This is a genomic window from Streptococcus mitis, assembly GCF_946190115.1.
GTDB lineage: Bacteria > Bacillota > Bacilli > Lactobacillales > Streptococcaceae > Streptococcus > Streptococcus mitis_CO.
The window spans coordinates 1-18,506 of the sequence record NZ_CAMHZG010000014.1 but is presented as its reverse complement, the minus strand read 5'-3'; the positions used below and the strand labels follow the sequence as shown (position 1 = coordinate 18,506).

13 protein-coding genes and 1 tRNA gene are annotated in these 18,506 nt (G+C 40.3%); all 14 read right to left on the bottom strand.

From position 1 onward, the window contains the following. Window positions 1–367 precede the first annotated feature (367 nt). The 14 genes from N8L90_RS07840 to codY all read right to left on the bottom strand — a co-directional run bounded on the left by N8L90_RS07840 (window position 368) and on the right by codY (window position 18,188). Complete coding sequence (locus tag N8L90_RS07840) at window positions 368–1,153, bottom strand: ABC transporter permease (protein WP_084925846.1); 786 nt, start codon at window positions 1,151–1,153, stop codon at window positions 368–370. Window position 1,154: 1 nt separating this feature from the next. Continuing rightward, window positions 1,155–1,973, bottom strand: a complete 819-nt coding sequence (locus tag N8L90_RS07835) for an ABC transporter permease (RefSeq protein WP_173305022.1) — start codon at window positions 1,971–1,973, stop codon at window positions 1,155–1,157. Window position 1,974: 1 nt separating this feature from the next. Continuing rightward, entirely contained in the window at window positions 1,975–2,967 is a 993-nt protein-coding gene (locus N8L90_RS07830) for an ABC transporter ATP-binding protein (protein ID WP_143952354.1), read from the bottom strand. Between the two features lie 667 nt (window positions 2,968–3,634). Continuing rightward, window positions 3,635–4,849, bottom strand: coding sequence for a Shedu immune nuclease family protein (locus tag N8L90_RS07825; protein WP_033676713.1), 1,215 nt, complete (start codon window positions 4,847–4,849; stop codon window positions 3,635–3,637). 477 nt (window positions 4,850–5,326) lie between these two features. Next, the gene (locus N8L90_RS07820; RefSeq protein ID WP_001019006.1) at window positions 5,327–6,208 is read right to left on the bottom strand and encodes a class II fructose-bisphosphate aldolase; all 882 of its coding nucleotides are present in this window, start codon (window positions 6,206–6,208) and stop codon (window positions 5,327–5,329) included. Window positions 6,209–6,346: 138 nt separating this feature from the next. Next, on the bottom strand, window positions 6,347–7,675 hold the full coding sequence (vncS, locus tag N8L90_RS07815; RefSeq protein WP_261024942.1) for a sensor histidine kinase VncS: 1,329 nt from the start codon (window positions 7,673–7,675) through the stop codon (window positions 6,347–6,349). Then, the gene (gene vncR, locus N8L90_RS07810) at window positions 7,672–8,328 is read right to left on the bottom strand and encodes a response regulator transcription factor VncR (protein ID WP_261024941.1); all 657 of its coding nucleotides are present in this window, start codon (window positions 8,326–8,328) and stop codon (window positions 7,672–7,674) included. Before vncR ends, vncS begins: the two co-directional genes overlap by 4 nt. A 361-nt stretch (window positions 8,329–8,689) precedes the next feature. Continuing rightward, window positions 8,690–12,580, bottom strand: a complete 3,891-nt coding sequence (locus N8L90_RS07805) for a LysM peptidoglycan-binding domain-containing protein (RefSeq protein WP_261024940.1) — start codon at window positions 12,578–12,580, stop codon at window positions 8,690–8,692. A gap of 350 nt (window positions 12,581–12,930) precedes the next feature. Then, the gene (gene vex3 / locus N8L90_RS07800) at window positions 12,931–14,310 is read right to left on the bottom strand and encodes an ABC transporter permease subunit Vex3 (protein WP_261024939.1); all 1,380 of its coding nucleotides are present in this window, start codon (window positions 14,308–14,310) and stop codon (window positions 12,931–12,933) included. 160 nt (window positions 14,311–14,470) lie between these two features. Continuing rightward, complete coding sequence (vex2, locus tag N8L90_RS07795; RefSeq protein WP_261024938.1) at window positions 14,471–15,118, bottom strand: ABC transporter ATP-binding subunit Vex2; 648 nt, start codon at window positions 15,116–15,118, stop codon at window positions 14,471–14,473. Between the two features lie 126 nt (window positions 15,119–15,244). Then, window positions 15,245–16,522: an ABC transporter permease gene (locus N8L90_RS07790; protein ID WP_261024937.1), complete on the bottom strand. Its 1,278-nt coding sequence runs from the start codon at window positions 16,520–16,522 to the stop codon at window positions 15,245–15,247. A 137-nt stretch (window positions 16,523–16,659) separates the two neighbouring features. Further along, window positions 16,660–16,745 (bottom strand) — tRNA-Leu (locus N8L90_RS07785). 79 nt (window positions 16,746–16,824) lie between these two features. After that, window positions 16,825–17,400 (bottom strand): cysteine hydrolase family protein, encoded by a 576-nt coding sequence (locus N8L90_RS07780; protein ID WP_042750413.1) that lies wholly within the window; start codon window positions 17,398–17,400, stop codon window positions 16,825–16,827. Further along, a complete protein-coding gene (gene codY / locus N8L90_RS07775; RefSeq protein WP_000940738.1) occupies window positions 17,400–18,188 on the bottom strand; it encodes a GTP-sensing pleiotropic transcriptional regulator CodY in 789 nt (262 codons plus the stop codon). Before codY ends, N8L90_RS07780 begins: the two co-directional genes overlap by 1 nt. Window positions 18,189–18,506: the final 318 nt, after the last annotated feature.

Sequence of the window (18,506 nt, the reverse complement as noted above, 5' to 3'; positions counted from 1 at the left end):
TATTCGGGCATTTATTCACCTAGGAGCTAAACTTTACGAGTGCCTTGCTCTACCAACTGATACTCAATGAAAATCAAAAAGCAAACTAGAAAGCTAGCCGCAGGTTGCTAAAAGCACTGCTTTTAGGTTGTAGATAGAACTGACGAAGTCAGCTCAAAGCACTGCTTTGAGGTTGTGGATAGAACTGACGAAGTCAGTCACATATATACGGCAAGGCCAAGCTGACGTGGTTTGAAGAGATTTTCGAAGAGTATAAGCTAAATCGGCGATTACACTTACAATATAGCACTCTGAGAATAAATGTCAAGGAATTTTCTTCTCTATTAGAAAAAGCCTGTCCTGAGACAAGGCTTTGAGTTTCTTCATCTTAGGACCCAGCACTTTCATAAGAATCCAAGCCCCTGTCCCAGAGTTTAAGGGAAATACCAAAAAAGACAAGGGAAATCAACATCAAACCTCCGATGTTAAAGATTACATCCTTGTCCTGCAAGAAATAGCTGGCAGGATAGTAGGCCGTAAAGGCAAAAGGCACGATAAAGCTAATCAACCAACGAAGAAATGAATTGTAAATGGAAATTGGATACTTGGCAAAATCATTAAACATATAGAAAATGTAGATCATGGCGCCTGACTGCTTGGTCCAAAAAGCAATACTGGCTGTCGCAATTTTCAAGGAAGTATAAATCAAGGTCGCAAATGGTATGCAGACTAGGAAAAGCAGGAATTTTGGAAGAGTCCAAGCAATACTAGTCACTGTTGTTCCCAGTAGGATCCCACCGACCAAGAGTTCTCCCAAGGCATCAATCTGAAAGGTCTCAACTAAAATATGAAAGAGAGGATTGATAGGACGTGTCAGATACTTGTCAAACTCCCCTTTTCGCACCAAACGCTGTCCCAGTGCCCAGAGATTGTCAAAAAAGAGATGGTCCAACCCCTTAGGAATCAAGGAAAAGCCATAGATAAAAGCAATTTCTTGAAAAGTCCAACCTTCTAGGGATGGGATGTGTTGAAAGATGACATTGAGAAACAAGAGGTTCAAGCCTTGGGTCAGAAAAACTCCCAGAACACCAACTACAAAATCCACCTTGTATTCCATGATTTGCTTGATATATTGTCTGATAAAAATCAGATGCATACGCTGATATTTTTTCATACTAACCTCCCTGAATGGTAATGAATGACTGGACTCGTTTCCAAATCAACTGAGACAAGCCCACCATCACTAAGAGCCAGAAAAACTGCAAAGCGAGCGCCTGAATCATCTGACTGGCATCGTATTTCCCAACGATAATCATGACCGGAGTGTAAATCAAGGATGAAAAAGGCAGGAAGGATAGAATATCTGAAACAACCTTTGGAAAGAAGGCCAAGGGAATCAAACTTCCAGACATAAAAGCCACTATGGAAGTCTTAAGTAGGTTGGAACCCCAAAGATTTTTAAACACAAAGGCAGAAAATCCAAAGCAGATATTAAAGAAAAAGTTAATCAGATAGGCCAGCGTTAAGCTAAAAAGATAAAGGACAGTTAATCCTAGCACCTCTACAATATCTTGACCCGATATGATTTTCATCAAGACAATGACACTTAAAAATGGAAGGCCAACGCTGATAAAAATCAACCACTTGGAGCCAAGCTCGGTAAAGAGGTAAGAAGCCGCAAAATGCACTGGTCGCAACAAGCGCATGATGATGGAACCATCCTTGACCTCCTCCCCAATCATAAAGGACGAATCTGACCTAGTCAGAAGATTGGTCACAAAACTCATGATGATGTAGAGGGTGATATCTGCCATACTAAAGCCCTGAATCAAAGACTCCTGTGAGGAATCAAAGACAGCCTTCCAGAGATAAAAGGCCACGAAAGCTCCCATCACATCCCCAATCCGATAGAGAATAAAGTTGACTCGATAGGTGATCAATTCCTGAACACCTGCATTGATAAAGGGTTTATAACGTCTCCACAATTTGACCATCTTAGAGCTCCTTTCGATAGAAGCGACGGATAATATCCTCAATATCCGTATCCACCATCTTCAAATCGCGGATTTCAAAATCAGACAGGGTTTGCTTGATAATGTCAGCTGACTGGTAGCGAGAACTATCGAATTCAATGTTGAGACTGTTTCCTTGTCTATCAATAGTCATATCCGAAAATCCTTCATAGTGAGAAAGGAGATGACTTTGATCTGGTAGCAGTTCAAAGGAGAGAGTCTTCATCTTACCAAAGGTCTCCTTGAGTTGGCTCACCGTTCCATCAAAAATCTCTTGCCCCTTATCAATCATAAAAATTCGATCACAGAGTTGCTCAATGTCGCTCAGGTCGTGAGTAGTCAAAAGAATGGTTGTTTCTTCCTCCTGATTGATCTGAGTAATAGCCCGACGAATGTTATCCTTGACCGAAACGTCCAAACCAATGGTCGGCTCATCTAAAAAGAGAACCTTGGGATTGTGGAGCAAGGAAGCTGCAATATCCGCCCGCATGCGCTGTCCTAGTGAAAGAGTCCGTACGGGATCCTTGATAAAGTCCTTCAAATCCAAGACTTCATTCAAAAAATCCATGCGCTTATGAAAGAGCGAGTCTGGAACATCGTAAATCTCCTTCAAGACTGTGTAGGTCTCTTGCAGGGCCAAATCCCACCATAGCTGGGTGCGTTGTCCAAAGACTACGCCAATATCTTTGACATAATCTTGACGATTATCCTGAGGAATCTTGCCGTTAATCCGACAAAAACCAGATGTCGGTTTCAAAATCCCAGTCAGCATTTTAATGGTTGTCGACTTCCCAGCACCATTAGCCCCGATGAAGCCTAAAATCTGCCCCTTTGGGACCTCAAAGGTCAAATCCTTGACCGCTTCAAAGGTCTGCTTTTCAGGATGAATAAAGGAGCGCAAAGCCCCCTTCAAGCCCGGTTCCTTAACAGTCTTCACAAAATTTTTCTGAAGATGTTCCACTTCTATCATTGCCATAAATCTCTCCCTATGGTAAGGAATAGAAAATCGTATTTTCAAACACAAGTATTCTAAATCCTTACTTTCTACACCTTCTACATTTTATTATTACAAAATGCTTTATACCAACCTATTATAATCCAATAAAAACTAGAATGCAAGCGTTTGCTTAAAATTTGTGAAATTGAAAATTTTTCTCTTAAAGTGGTATTTTTATACTCAATAAAAATCAAAGAGCAAACTAGGAAGCTAGCCGTAGGTTGCTCAAAACACTGTTTTGAGGTTGTAGATGGAACTGACGAAGTCAGCTCAAAACACTGTTTTGAGGTTGTGGATAGAACTGACGAAGTCAGTAACCATACATACGGCAAGGCGAAGCTGACGTGGTTTGAAGAGATTTTCGAAGAGTATTAGTCCAAAATTCTGGCTTAATAGTCTCCTTAAAACACCAAAAAAACCCACCCAATGGGCAGGTTTCATCTGTATTATTCAGCTAGATTATGCTTTACCTTCTGAACATAGCTGATTAACTCTCTGTATTTCCTAGCACACCGAAAACACTTTAAATAGATTTTTATTCAAACGTATCATATAGGAAAGCTTCTTAAGTATTACTCTTTGTTCTTTGAAAAGAGTATAAAATGAGAGTAAAATTTATTTTTGGTTTGTCACATTATGCTTAATTCTATTTGTTTGAAATACCATTTTTTTTGAAGCGTTCCAAAATTCTTTCTAACATATCAAGTAGTTCATCATAACTAATAATATTAATAATATTGGAATACTGATTTTTCATAATTCGATATGTTTCTTGTTGTTCTACATTGAATCCATTTGTTCGGCCCATAATAATAATCCCTTTAACATTATTTATCTTAACCTCACTATTAAAACCCTTCTCTAGTAACTTATGTTTGATTTTTTGCACGTTAGCACTTGAATTTTCATGTAACTCTCGTAAATAATACTCAATCTGCATAGCTGTACCAGTAAATTCATGCGATGGAACATAGTGGTCTCTATATTTTGATTTTTTTAATAATCTCTTTTCTGGAGTCTTTATCTCTACAATATCAATATTATTAAATAGGTCAACTAAAACAAAATCAACCCTTCTACGATTACTTAATCCTACCTCATCGATTATAATTTGATACTGGGGATATATCAGTAACAGAATATCTAAAATTTTATTCTGCCACTCTTTTTCACTTATAATTTCCTCTTCAAGTATGTCCTTTAGCAAAGAAAGTGCATGAGTAAATTTGTTTATTTCTGCTTGAGTGACTTCATAATCTATTTTGGGTGAGAATAGTGTGTTAGAAGAGGGAATTCTAGTTGTTTTTTGGAGATGTTTTTCAAACTCATCATCATAGCTCTTTTTTAACTCAAAGAAGCCTTCAATTTTTTCAGCTACCAATTTATCAATATAATGTTTTACTGTTGTTGTTGTTGGAAATGAAGCAACAAGATTGTTATATTCTGTCCAACTGATTGAACTAACTTCTTCATTTATCGTATCATCAGGTAAAATATAAAAATCCTCATTTATCAAACTATCAATTTTCTTTAGAATAGATAACTGTGAAGGATATTTTAAAAAATGTTTATGCTTTAAATTATCAATTAGGCTAACGTCTATTCTAAATTTATGTTGTAAATCAAAAATCTCATTGTCAAAACAATAATAATTCCCCTCTAGTTTTCCAATCTTATATGCAATTCTATCCTCTACATCCTCATTCGAATCAACTAATTTTCCATTATTATTCAAGAAAAAGTAATTCCCTTTTTTAAGATAATATGTATATCTTGAACAATACTCCGCATCAAGAGTATACGTTCTATAATTAGGATAAATAACATATAATTCATCATTTACAACAATACAATCAGACATAATAAACTCCATTTCCAATGTTAACGATTTTTTTGATTATTATTAGTTTATAATGAAAAAGAATTGCTGTCAATAGCTTACCAACTTCATAAAAAATCTACATATAGAGTTCGTAAACGGAGAAGCAGTTCAAGGTCATTTCCTAATAAGTAAATATTAAAAACTATTTCCATAATTACATGAACTTATTGAGCAACTCTCCAACTTAATCCTAATTAATTTCATAGAATCGTCTAAATTATATCAACACCTATATAAAATGGTGACTAACATAATTCAAATATCTCAATCGCATAAAATGAATACAATGGAACGAATAGGAAGATTTAACATCTTGTCTCCTCAAATTGATTTTTTACAAGTATCATATTCTATAAAAAATAATTTCCTCTAGTTTAAAACAGAAATAATAGTTCCCTTAAAACACCAAAAAACCCACCCAATGGGCAGGTTTCTATTCTATATTATTCAGCTAGATTAAGCTTTACCTTCTGAACCGAATACGTCGATACGTTCTTCAACTGATGCTTGGATAGCTTTTACACCGTCAGCCAAGAATTTACGTGGGTCGAAGAGTTTTTTCTTGTCGTATTCTGCTTCGTTTGCTTCGTAGTCACGAGCAAATTTACGAGTTGCGTTAGCGAATGCGATTTGGCATTCTGTGTTAACGTTAACTTTCGCAACACCAAGTTTGATAGCTGCTTGGATTTGCTCATCAGGAATACCTGATCCACCGTGCAATACGATTGGGAATCCTGGAACAGCTTCAGTCAATTTTTGCAAGTGATCAAGGTGAAGACCTTTCCAGTTTTCTGGGTAAGGACCGTGGATGTTACCGATACCAGCTGCCAAGAAGTCGATACCAGTTTCAACCATTGCTTTAGCGTCTTCGATTGGAGCCAATTCACCATCACCGATGATTCCGTCTTCTTCACCACCGATAGTACCAACTTCAGCTTCCACTGATACACCATTTGCATGAGCAAATTCTACAACTTTACGAGCTTTTTCAAGGTTTTCTTCAACTGGAAGGTGTGAACCATCAAACATAACTGAAGTATAACCAACTCGGATACACTCAAGTGCATCTTCGTAGTGACCGTGGTCAAGGTGGATAGCTACTGGTACAGTGATACCCATTGATTCAACAAGGTTAGCGATTAAGTTACGAGCAACTTTGTAACCACCCATGTATTTAGCAGCACCCATTGAAGTTTGGATCAAAACTGGAGCTTTTTTAGCTTCTGCTGCGCGCAAGATAGCTTGAGTCCACTCAAGGTTGTTTGTGTTAAATCCACCAACTGCATAACCGTTGTCACGAGCTGCTTGGACAAATTTTTCTGCTGAAACGATTGCCATTTTATCAGGCCTCCTGTATATTTTTATGGGTCATCCCATTTACATTGTTCATTTTATCACTTTTTGATAAAAAAATCTAGTTTTTCCCGCAGTTTCGATTGAATTTCTTCTAGCTTCATCTATGTAAACCCTTTCTCTCTAGTCTTGGACAACTTTTGGAAAAGCTATGAAGAAAGTTAAACGATTCTCCTCCATCTCAAAACGATAGGATAATTTTTCATGTTCTAATAGACTCTTGACCACAAAGAGCCCCATCCCAGAACCCTTGGCCTTGCGACTAGCATTGTCAGAAAAAGACTGGGCTAGTTTTTCTTGTTCTTCTGGACTGCAGCTATTTTCTATAAAAAGTTCCCCTTCTCTTTCTCCAATGCGAACCAAGTAGCCTGGAACAGAGTGCTTGATAGCATTGCTGATGAGATTAGACAGGATCAACTTCATAACTGATGGGTTTAGATAAGCCTGCTGATGGGTCAAACTATTGTCTATCTGGAGCTCTCTTTCCTTGGCTAGCAAGGCATAATCCTTAACCAGACTTTGCGTCATCTGGTGTAGGTCAATTTGTTCCCTATCATCTCGTAACTCCTGCACAGAAGAGAGGGAAAGTATCTGCAGAACATGGTGATTGAGTTCATCCACAATTCCTAAGGCAACTCCCAGATAGTGGTCTCTATCCTTATAGCGACCGACATTTTCTTTCATATTTTCGATTAGGATTTTCAAACTAGTCAGAGGTGTCTTCAATTCATGAGAAGCCCCCCGTAGGAATTCGACCTTCATCTTTTCCAGCTGGAGAATAGCTTCATTCTTGTCATGCAAGTCCGCAATGACAGTCAAGAGATGCTGGTAGAGGCTATTGATTTGTTCTTTGAGATCACCAATCTCATCCTTCGAATCCACGCGCAATCGTACTTGAGCATCCAGATCCATCATCCGTCGGGTCACCCGCTTGATTTCCAAAATCGGGGCAACGATAGTCCGAGCATAGATGTAGGCTACCAAAAGAGAAATTAGAAATGATGCCAACAAGGTATAGGGAAGAAACTGGAGACTGATTTGCTCTGCTTCCTTTTGCAAGTCCATGGAAGCTAGAAATTGCAGGGTCATAGTACCACCGTCCTGCGTTGTCACCTCGCGCTCCTCAATAAAGAGAGAGATTGTCTGGCGGTCTGTATCCAGAGGAAGACTGTCCTTGACTTCTAACTTATCCTCAGTCATCTCGCCCTTGACAGCCCCCTTGATCTCACTGGTCTGAGAATACAAGTCTAAGACTTGCTCGATATTCTGCCTATCTTTCCCTTCTAGGGACTGGGCAATGGCTGTTGCCTTCTGACCAATGGTTTCCTGACGGTGGCTCAGATAAGTCGAAGGAAAAAGAAAATAAATAGCCAAATGAAGGCAGATAACCAGAACACTAAATATCGAGAAGGTATATATAAATATCTTTGTAAACAAACCTGTTCGTTTCATTTTTGCTCCAATTTATAACCAACATTGCGCACAGTGAGGATGCAGTCCAAGCCTAGCTTTTTCCGCAGTTCCTTGATATAAACATCAATGACACGGTCAAAGGGAACCTCATCTGTCGCTTTCCAAACGGCATCGATTATCTGAGATCGAGTCAAGGCCCTTCCTTCATTTTTCACCAGATAGTCCAGAATTTCCAACTCTTTAGCATTAACAGCCACTTCCTCTCCTGCTAGGCTTGCACTGTAGCTTTCAAAGTCTACCTTGGCATCCTTATAGGAGAAGACTCGTCCTGTATCGTAGTAGCGCTTGAAAATCGCGTCCACCCTCACTTTTAAGAGGGAGAGGGAGAAAGGTTTTTCCAGATAGCCATCTGCCAGAGAGGCAAAGGCACTCATCTTGTATTCCTCATCCTGAAAGGCGGTCAGCATCAAGACAGGAACCTGGCTGGTTTTGCGAATCTCAGCTAGGACTTCTAAGCCATTGAGCTTTGGCATCTGGATATCCAGTAAAACCAAGGCTACTTCATAGCTGGAAAATTTTTCTAAGGCTTCTTGTCCGTCCGCCGCCTCAATGGTTTCATAACCACAATCCGTCAAATAATCACTGACCCCCTCACGGATCATCTCTTCATCTTCTACAATTAAAATTTTCATACTTTAACTGCTCTCTATTTTTTATTTTTCTTATACTCAATGAAAATCAAAAAGTAAACTAGGAAGCTAGCCGCAGGTTGCTCAAAGCACTGCTTTGAGGTTGTAGATAGAACTGACAAAGTCAGCTCAAAACACTGTTTTGAGGTTGTGGATAGAACTGACGAAGTCAGTAACCATACCTACGGTAAGGCGACGCTGACGTGGTTTGAAGAGATTTTCGAAGAGTATTAGAATAAACACCTACTCTATTTTCTATTATAGCCTCTTACTGGCCTTTTGTCTGTAAGTAACTGACCACTAGATAAAACAAAGAGAGCCTATCGCTCTCTCTGCTCACATTTCACTCTCTGTGGAATGAACGTTATTTGGTTGCTTTTGAAAATGTTACAACGTAGTTATAATCTTTCCCATTAGCTTGATAGACATAGTTCTCTTTGAAACTATAGCCGCGTTTGCTCAACTCTTCTTTCTTAGCATCAACTTGGCTCTTGACTGCTGCTTTCACCTGTTCATTTGTTGAACCTTCCGCGATTTCAATAGAAGTTCCATCGATATCTCCTAGGAAACCTGCAATATCCTTCATTTTATCAAAGTTATAAAATACATTTACTTTGACCTTTTGAGAAGCTGGCTGTTCTAGACTTCTACGATTTCTGCTAGCCCGTGGTTGAACTGCTGGAGCCATTCTGAAACCTGAAGTTCCTGTAGTCTCCTTAGTGAATGTAACGACGTAATTATAATCTTTCCCATTAGCTTGATAGACATAGTCCTCTTTGAAAGTATAGCCACGTTTGCTCAACTCTTCTTTCTTAGCATCAACTTGGCTCTTGACAGCTGCTTTAACCTGTTCATTTGATAAACCTTCCGCAATTTCAAGAGAAGTTCCATTGATATCTCCTAGGAAACCTGCAATATCTTTCATTTTATCAAAGTTATAAAATACATTTACTTTGACCTTTTGAGGAGCTGGCTGTTCTAGACTTCTACGATTTCTGCTAGCGCGTGGTTGAACTGCTGGAGCCATTCTGAAACCTGAAGTTCCTGTAGCCTCCTTAGTGAATGTGACAACGTAGTTATAATTTTTCACAGTAGTATCTTGTTCAAAAATAATGTCATTTTTCACATAATACCCTCTAGCAGCTAGGTCTTTTATCTTGGCTTGAATTTTTTCTTTTACTAATTCTTTTGCCTGTGCTTCACTCGTTCCAGCAGGAATTGTAACAGTGTTATCTTCTCCTGGGTCAGATAGGAAACCATGAATATCTGGCATTTCAGCGAAGTTATAGCTGATATTTACAGTTCCATCTGGTTCTGATGTTGAACGTGCTACTCTTCTTGCTCTTGCTTGAACTGATGGAGCATTTCTAAAACTTGAAGTCCCTGATGATGTTGTTTCTGGTTGTGGTTGTGCTGTTGGTGCTGATGAGTTATCTGTCCCTTCTGCTGAGGCTGGTTGCGTTGCTCCTGAAGGTGCTTCTCCTGAACCATGTCCTATTGCTGTACTACCACCTTCAATCGTAGTTCCATCATTACGTCCATTTGATAAATTATCTTTATCAAAATTTGGTTTTGTATATTTTTCACCAGATATTTCAAGAGAATTAATTATATTTTGATGTTTTTCTGTAAGTATTAATGCCTCTTCTTCATCTTTAGCATTTTTAATGTCATCTACTGCATTCTTTCTTAACTCATATAATTTTGCTTTTAATTTTTCTTTTTCATCTGAATTCTCAATCTTTTCAATTTCCGCTAATTTAATATTAACAACTGCGTCAATATTTTCTCTTATGCTATCCTGTTTAGTTTCCTCTAATAACTTTTCTTCTTCAGTTTTCGGTTCTGGAGTCGCTGGATCATCTACTTTTGGCGCTGGTGCTTCGGTTTTTGGAGCTGAAGTTTCAGGTTGTTCTGTAGTTTCCACATTTGAAGTAGTATCATCTGTTACTGAACTTGATGACTCTGAATTCCCTGATTCATTTGTAGCATCTGCAGATGGAGTATTGGAAGATTCTGACGGTGTTTCAGATTTACCTGATTCTCCAGCTGGCTGTGTAGTGGAATTGGTATCGCCTGATGTGACCGGTGCTTCTTCACTTGGGGTTACCGGTGATGATGTTGAATCAACTGTAGGAGTTGTAGATGATGCTCCAGACTCTTCTGAATGATTACCTGTTGATGGAGATTCAACTGAAGAAGCTGATTCATCGTCTTTCGGTGCTGAGGCTGTTGGTTCCTCTACTTTTGGCGCTGGAGCCGTTGGCTCTTCAGCTTTTGGTGCTGGTGTTGCAGGTTCTTCCACTTTCGGTGCTGGAGCCGTTGGCTCCTCCGCTTTTGGTGCTGGTGTCGTTGGTTCTTCTGCTTTCGGTGATGGAGCCGATGGCTCGTCTGCTTTCGGTGCTGATGCCGCTGGGGCCTCTGCTTTTGGCGCTGGGGCCGATGGCTCGTCCGCTTTTGGTGTTGTTGCTGATGGCTCTTCCACTTTCGGTGCTGGGGCCGCTGGCTCTTCCACTTTCGGTGCTGGTGTTGCAGGTTCTTCCACTTTCGGTGCTGGTGTCGTTGGTTCCTCTGCTTTTGGCGCTGGGGCCACTGGTTCCTCTGCTTTTGGCGCTGGGGCCACTGGCTCTTCAGCTTTTGGCGCTGGGGCCGCTGGCTCTTCAGCTTTTGGCGTTGTGCCTGCTGATGGTTCTTCCGCTTTCGGTGCTGGAGTTGCAGGTTCCTCTACTTTTGGCGCTGGAGCCGTTGGCTCTTCAGCTTTTGGTGCTGGAGTTGCAGGTGCCTCTGCTTTTGGCGCTGGGGCCACTGGCTCGTCTGCTTTCGGTGCTGGCTCGTCTGCTTTTGGCGTTGTGTCTGCTGATGGTTCTTCCGCTTTCGGCGTTGTTCCTGCTGGCTCTTCCACTTTCGGTGTTGTGCCTGCTGATGGTTCTTCTGCTTTCGGCGTTGTGCCTGCTGATGGTTCTTCTGCTTTCGGCGTTGTGCCTGCTACTGGTTCTTCTGCTTTTGGTGTTGTGCCTGCTGCTGGCTCGTCCGCTTTTGGCGTTGTTCCTGCTGCTGGGTCTTCTACTTTTGATGTTGTGCCTGCTGCTGGGTCTTCCGCTTTCGGCGTTGTGCCTGCTGCTGGGTCTTCTGCTTTCGGTGCTGGTGCCACTGGCTCTTCCACTTTTGGCGCTGTTCCTGCTGGCTCTTCCACTTTCGGTGCTGGTGTCGTTGGTTCCTCGGCTTTTGGTGCTGGTGCCACTGGCTCTTCTGCTTTTGGCGTTGTGGCTACTGGTTCTTCTGCTTTTGGCGTGGTAGCTACTGGTTCCTCTACTTTTGGTCCTGGCGCCGTTGGCTCTTCTGCTTTTGGCGCTGGAGCCGATGGTTCTTCTGATTTCGGTGTTGGAGCCACTGGTTCTTCTGCTTTCGGTGCTGGTGTCGCTGGTTCTTCTGTTTTCGGTGTTGGTGCCACTGGTTCTTCTGTTTTCGGTGCTGGCGCCACTGGCTCTTCCACTTTCGGTGCTGATTCTGATGAAGCTGAAACTTCAGAACTTGGATTTGAAGCTAAAGGTTGATTTGTAGTCCCTGTATTTGAAGGGGCATTGTCTGTTACTGAACTTGATTCACCTGAATCAGCACTAGTTGTAGCGCCCAGTGATGGAGCATTTGAAACTTCCTCCCTTGTTTCGGCTTTTGGCGCAACTGTGACTGGTGTTTCTGATTTCAGTGCTGGCGATATTGACTCTTCAGCTTTCGCTGCCGATACTGCTGGTGTTTCCACAACTACTGGTGTCGTTTGTTTAACAGTAGTTGTTTGCTCTCCAGTTACAGTATTTGTCTTTGTTTCAACTTCATAACTTTGACAGCTACCAGAATTATCAATTGACACTCGCTGTCTTTTGACTTCTGTATTTCCATCTTTTAGAAAAGCTTCTTCGCTAAAATACAATTTATTATTGACAAAAATCAAATCTCTATTTGCAATACGATTTATCTCAACCAAACTATCAACAGATAGTCCTGTTGCTCCACTAATAGCACTCAGTGTATCTCCCCACTTAATAGTATAGTGTGATAAATTGTCTATATTTTGAATATCAGCTTTTACTTCTGCAACTGTTCTGGCTACCCAAACACCATCTTGTTCATTAGCTGAAACAGTTGGAGCTAAAAAGCCCAGTCCCAATAAAATCACACCTGTCGCAACAATTGCACCAGTTCTTAATTTTCTAAAGCCACGTAGGGATAAAGTCCCTCTAACATTTGTTTGTCTCATTGTTTTCCTCACTATTTTATATTTTTTAAAAAGGCAAACTCAGCCACAGCAGGCCCGTCTACCTTTGCAATCTGGATAGATATCTACAGGTTTTCTATTTATTTAAAAGCAAATTATGAATAAATTTTTATGCATATTTGAATATAGAAATTGTAAATTGTCCTTCCACTGAATTCCACGATTTTAGTATATCACATACACCAACAAAAGTACAAAGAAAGCAACTGAAAGCAATGATTTTCACCACTGCTTTCGACTCTATTTTGAATTGTTAAATAATCATTCTCTATCCACCATTCTTGAATAGAAAAATAAGATGTAGTCTCTATTTTAGACTAATTTTTTCAAACTTATTCACCATCGAGCAAGAGCTCTTTTGGTTGTTTTCTAAGGAGATTGCTTGAAGCAAGCGCCATAACGAGAACCACTAGAATCAAGGCAAGGACAAAGACAATGATAAAGTCTGATGTCTGAATGGAAATATCTAGGCTCGACAAGGTCTTGCTAAAACCATCTACTTCTGCACCACCACCAAGGTTAGAGGCTTGAGCAGCCTTGCTGGCTTGCTTGGCAACACCTGAAGTGACATTGGCAAGAACAGTATTTCCGATTGCACGGGCTGTGTAGCTGGCTAGGAAGTAAGCAGAAACAAGAGCAGGGATGGCAATCAAGATGGATTCAGTGATGAATTGACCCAAGATACTTGCCTGCTTGAGACCGATAGAGAGGAGAATTCCCACTTCCTTGCGACGGGCGTTAATCCAAAGACTAAGCAAGAGTGCAAGGAGAAGGACTGAGAAGCTCAAGCTACCCCAGAAGAGGAGGTTGGCCATCTTGTACATACCAGAAATGGATTGCTCTAGAGCTGGGTAGTTAGAGGAACTCTTAACGAGTGTGTAGCTCTTCCAGTTGATACCACTGATGCCATTCAACTCTTTCATAACATCATCCAAGTTCTTGTCTGCTGTTACAAAGAAAGTTGCGTCCCCATAAATAGCTGTGTCTTCTGTATATCCATAAAGTTTTGCAGCCGTATGGATGTCTGTGATGGCTGTATTTTCATAGAGTTCTTGTGAGTAGGTTACTGCCGACTTATTGTGACCATCAAAGAGTCCCTTTATTGTCACTTCGACTGTTTCTTTGGCACCTTTTTCATTGTCTGCATCGTAGATATTAGAGTCTAGTTTGACCTTATCCCCTACTTTCCAGCCGTGTTTGGCTGCCAAGTCCTTGTGCAGGAGGATCTTGTCCTTGTCGTCGTTTGTTAAGTGCTCTCCTTCGACCAATTTATAAGAACCAGAGACAAACTTGTCTTCTTTGGAAGAGTCATTGACACCTGTAATCATCAAGCTGCTTCCAAAATGTTTAGCACGGTCAGGTGTCAGATTTTTCTTGGTTTCTGGCGTTTCGATGAGTTCATATCCAGTCAAATCTCCGATAGCGTTGATACGTTTCACATAAGATTCAATGGCCTTGTTTTCGGTGATTTTTTTGATATCTTCACCCTTAATATTCCCAGCACCACGTGGCGTCCCTTGATTAACGCGACGATTGATTTGCATGGAGAAGCTGTTGGTGATATTTTTAAAGGTCTCCTGAGAAGCCTTGGCAGTAGCTCCCTTGATTGACAAGCCAACCAAACTCAAGCTCGCCATGAGGAGAATAATCAGGAAGATGACAATCGATTTGAAAAACTTCCTTGTAACATAGGCAAATGCGTTGTGTAACATAGGTTCCCTTTCTAGATGTTGTTCTATTTTATAGTTCTAATACTCAATGAAAATCAAAAAGCAAACTAGGAAGCTAGCCGTAAGCTGTACTTGAGTACGGTAAGGCGACGCTGACGTGGTTTGAAGAGATTTTCGAAGAGTATAACAGAAAAAGCTCGTATTATTTCATAGTATTGCGAGTTTCAGTCAGTTTCTTATCCTTCAACTCAAGTGTAATATCTGACGCTTGTGCCACTTCTTTGCTGTGAGTTACGACGATGACACATTTACCTGTTTTCTGGGCAAGTGATTTGAGCAGTTCGACAATATCTCCAGCAGTTTTAGGGTCCAGATTTCCCGTTGGCTCATCCGCTAGAATAACTGGAGCTTCTGATACCAAACTACGAGCAATAGCAACACGTTGCTGTTGACCACCTGATAACTGGAGAACATTCCGCTTGATCTGACTTTCATCCAAACCAAGCTCAAGCAGCGTATCCTTACTTGCCTTTTTATTGACCAAGCGGATATTTTCCAGCGGAGAAAGATAATCTATCAAGTTATAATTTTGAAAGACCAGGGAAATATGGTGCATGCGATGGTAAGAATAGCCCTTCTTACGAATGTCCTCTCCTTGAAAAAGGATAGAACCTTCAACAGGACTATCTAGACCAGCAAGTAGGGACAAGAGAGTAGATTTCCCCGCTCCTGACTCCCCAATAATACTGTAAAATTTCCCGGGTTCAAAATTATAATTGATCTGATATAGGACTGCTTCAGCAGTGTTCTTATAACGGTAGGTAAGGTCTTGTAATTGTAATAAAGTCATGATTTCTCCTTCTTATACTCAATGAAAATCAAAGAGCAAACTAGGAAGCTAGCCGCAGGTTGCTCAAAGTACAGCTTTGAGGTTGCAGATAAAGCTAACACAGTTTGAAGAGATTTTCGAGGAGTATTAACTAATAGATGATAAAATTTCCTTAGGCGATTTTCTAAATAAAAATAGGAAACAAAGAGCTACAGATAAGCAACTAAGCAGAACTAGAAAAACATAGGATTCTGCAAAAGATAGGATGTTGGTTGATAAACTGCTTGCTTTAGCTAGCGTGTCTTGTAGAGCTGCCTGATCTCCACTTGATAGTAGAGTTTGGAGTAGGTAGGATGTGATTGCGTTTCCTGTAGCAAATGCTGGAAGCAAAGCACCGAGAGATACCAAAACTACCTCTAAACAGAATTGTGGGAAGATTGAGCTCTTGCCTTTTCCAAGTGCCAGTAAAATTCCCACTTCGTAGACCCTTTCTCTCAACCAGAGAGACAAAACAAGAATTAAGGCCCCTGCTCCCGCTATCAACATCCCATAAAGGAAGATGGTCAGGAAGGTTTGGAAGGTTGCTACTGAGTCTTTGATTTGTTCAAAGGCCTTGTTTTCCTTCTCGACTTGGTAGCCTTGATTCTCCAAGACCAAGTTTTCTACCTGCTTCATGAGTCCGTCCATTTCCTTAGGATTTTCTACATAGAAGCGCGCTGCACTAACTTGAGGTTTACTATTGCCCAAAAGGGTTTGGCTACTTTCATAGTCTGTAAAGACCTGGTTTTCACTGAAGTCAGAAGACAAACCTGTAAATTTCTCTTGTTTTTTACCAGAGAAGATTCCGACGATTTCAAACTCGACAGTTTGTCCTTTACCAGCTTCTGACTGACCAGCATCTAAGGCAATCTTGTCATGAAGCGAAAGACCGTTCTTCTTAGCCAACTCTTCGTGGATGAGAATTTTCTTTGAATCCCCTTTTTGAAGGTGTCGCCCTTCTTTTAGATTGAAAGCCGAGCTGGTAAAGGTGACATCCTTAGATGAATCTTCAAGAGCCGTTAAGCTAACCAAATTCTTATCCGCAGCTGACAAATCATCACGCTCAACGCTCTGCTCGCCACTCACCGCTTCCTTGTCTTTTAGTTTTGCAATCGTCTCAAGTTCAGGAGAAACATTTTCCAGTCCCTTAATCTTGCTTACAGATGCTAGGTCTGACAACTTGAAGGTCTGACCATTTTCTATCTTCTTAATAGAAAAAGATGTGTTGAGTGATTTGTAAAGATTGGTTTCAACCGTTTTGTTGGACTTCATCAATGTCAAACAGGCTGAAATTCCAGCCAATAGAACCAATAAAATCAGAAATAAAATAAAGCTTCTCAGTCGTTTTCTGCTGACATAAGCCCAAGCTCTTTGGATTGGATTCATTTGTTACCCCCATATTTGTAAGACTATTATAAAACCCAAATATGAAATGTTTATGAAATACGAAAAAAGAGCAAAAATTTTTTTCTCTACTTTAACTAGATGAAAAAAAGAGCTAGCCTAAGCTAACTCTTATCCTATGCGGAGAGAGGGACTTGAACCCTCACGACCTAAAGCGGTCACAGGATCCTTAGTCCTGCGCGTCTGCCAATTCCGCCATCCCCGCGTCGATTACTTTACTAGTATATCAACTTTTGGGATGCTTGTCAACACTTTTTTCAAAATTTTTCATTTCATCAACCAAATTACTCTGAAATTTCATTTAGATTTTCATCTACCAACTTAGCTCCAAGTGTATTTTTGAAATGACCTAGGGCAAATTGGTGATTTTCAGGCCAGATGGAAGCAACAGCTGGTTTAACAATCTCGATGTCATATCCTAGATTATAGGCATCTATAGCTGTATGCAGGACACAAATATCCGTCAAGACTCCTGTTAAAATAACTGTAGAAATTCGACGCTCTCTCAAACGGATATCTAGGTCAGTACCCGAAAAAGCTGAGTAATGGCGTTTATCCATCCAAAAGACACGACTGTCTGAACCATGTTCTTGATAAAAGGTCCCCAAATCTCCGTATAAATTCCGTCCACTAGTCCCAATCAAATTATGAGGAGGAAATAGTTTACTTTCTGGATGAAAACAATCGTTTTCTTCGTGAGCATCAATGGTAAAGAAGATGTAATCTCCGCGTTCAAAAGCTAATCGAGTCACCTTGCTGATGGCATCCGAAATCGCCTGAGCTGGAGCACCTGCTGTCAGTTTCCCACTATCAGCAACAAAATCTTCTGTATAATCAATCGAAATTAAAGCCTTAGTCATTAGTAATCTCTTTTCTTCACTTCTTCAAAAATATCTGAAATCAAGACCTTAAGATAAGTTCCCTTCATTCCAAGTGAGCGACTTTCAATAATCCCTGCAGACTCAAGTTTACGAAGGGCATTGACAATCACAGAGCGAGTGATTCCGATACGATCTGCAATCACTGACGCAGTCAACTGCCCTTCATTTCCATTTAATTCCCCTAAAATTGCTGAAACAGCACGGAGTTCGGAGTAAGAAAGGGTATTAACCGCCATGGTAACAGCAGTACGGCGGCGAATATTTTTCTCATCTTCTTCACGCTGGAAATTAAGAAGTTGAATCCCAACCACGGTACTGGCAATCTCAACAAGAATCAAGTCCTCGTCTTCGAATTTTTTATCATTGCGCCAAATAATCAAAGAACCAAGGCGAATCCCTGATACATGAATCGGTGCAATGGTCGTCAAACCATCTGGAAAGTCGGCACGACTTTCCACAGGAAAAATACTTAAATCATGATCAACTGTCAGATTGGCTTCTGTATCGTAGATCATATTCGCACCTTGAATGTAGTCATCTGGGAAAATCTTAGTTTGGAAGAACTGCTCTACACGATCTGTATTGGTTTTGTAACGCATGAAATAACCCAGGAGACGTCCCTTGCTATTGACGATACAGGCGTTACAGTCAATAATATCTGCCAATTGACGGGTAATCGCATTGTATGGAAGTTCTTCCTGCAACTGCTCCTCTGAGCGCTTCAGGATAGAAGTAATTTTTCTAGTTTTTTCTAATAAATGTGCCATTTTTCACCTCGAATTTAATCGCTATCATTATAACATAAACAGCTTGAATTTTCAATTATTATCTGAAAATTGCTTATTTAATTGCAATTTGAAAAAACAAGAATATTTTTAATTAAATTGCTTCTTTTCTATTGACAAGCTCCCTATTTTTGTGTAGTATAATATTACAAGAAGATAATATATCTATTTTATTTATCTTTCTTTTTCCATTCGGTCTCCTTATATAAAAAAGCGATTCATTTGTACTGACCCCCAAAAGTTAGACAATTAATTTATCCGAAGGATTTAGTTCTGTATTGTACAGGGCTAAGTCCTTTT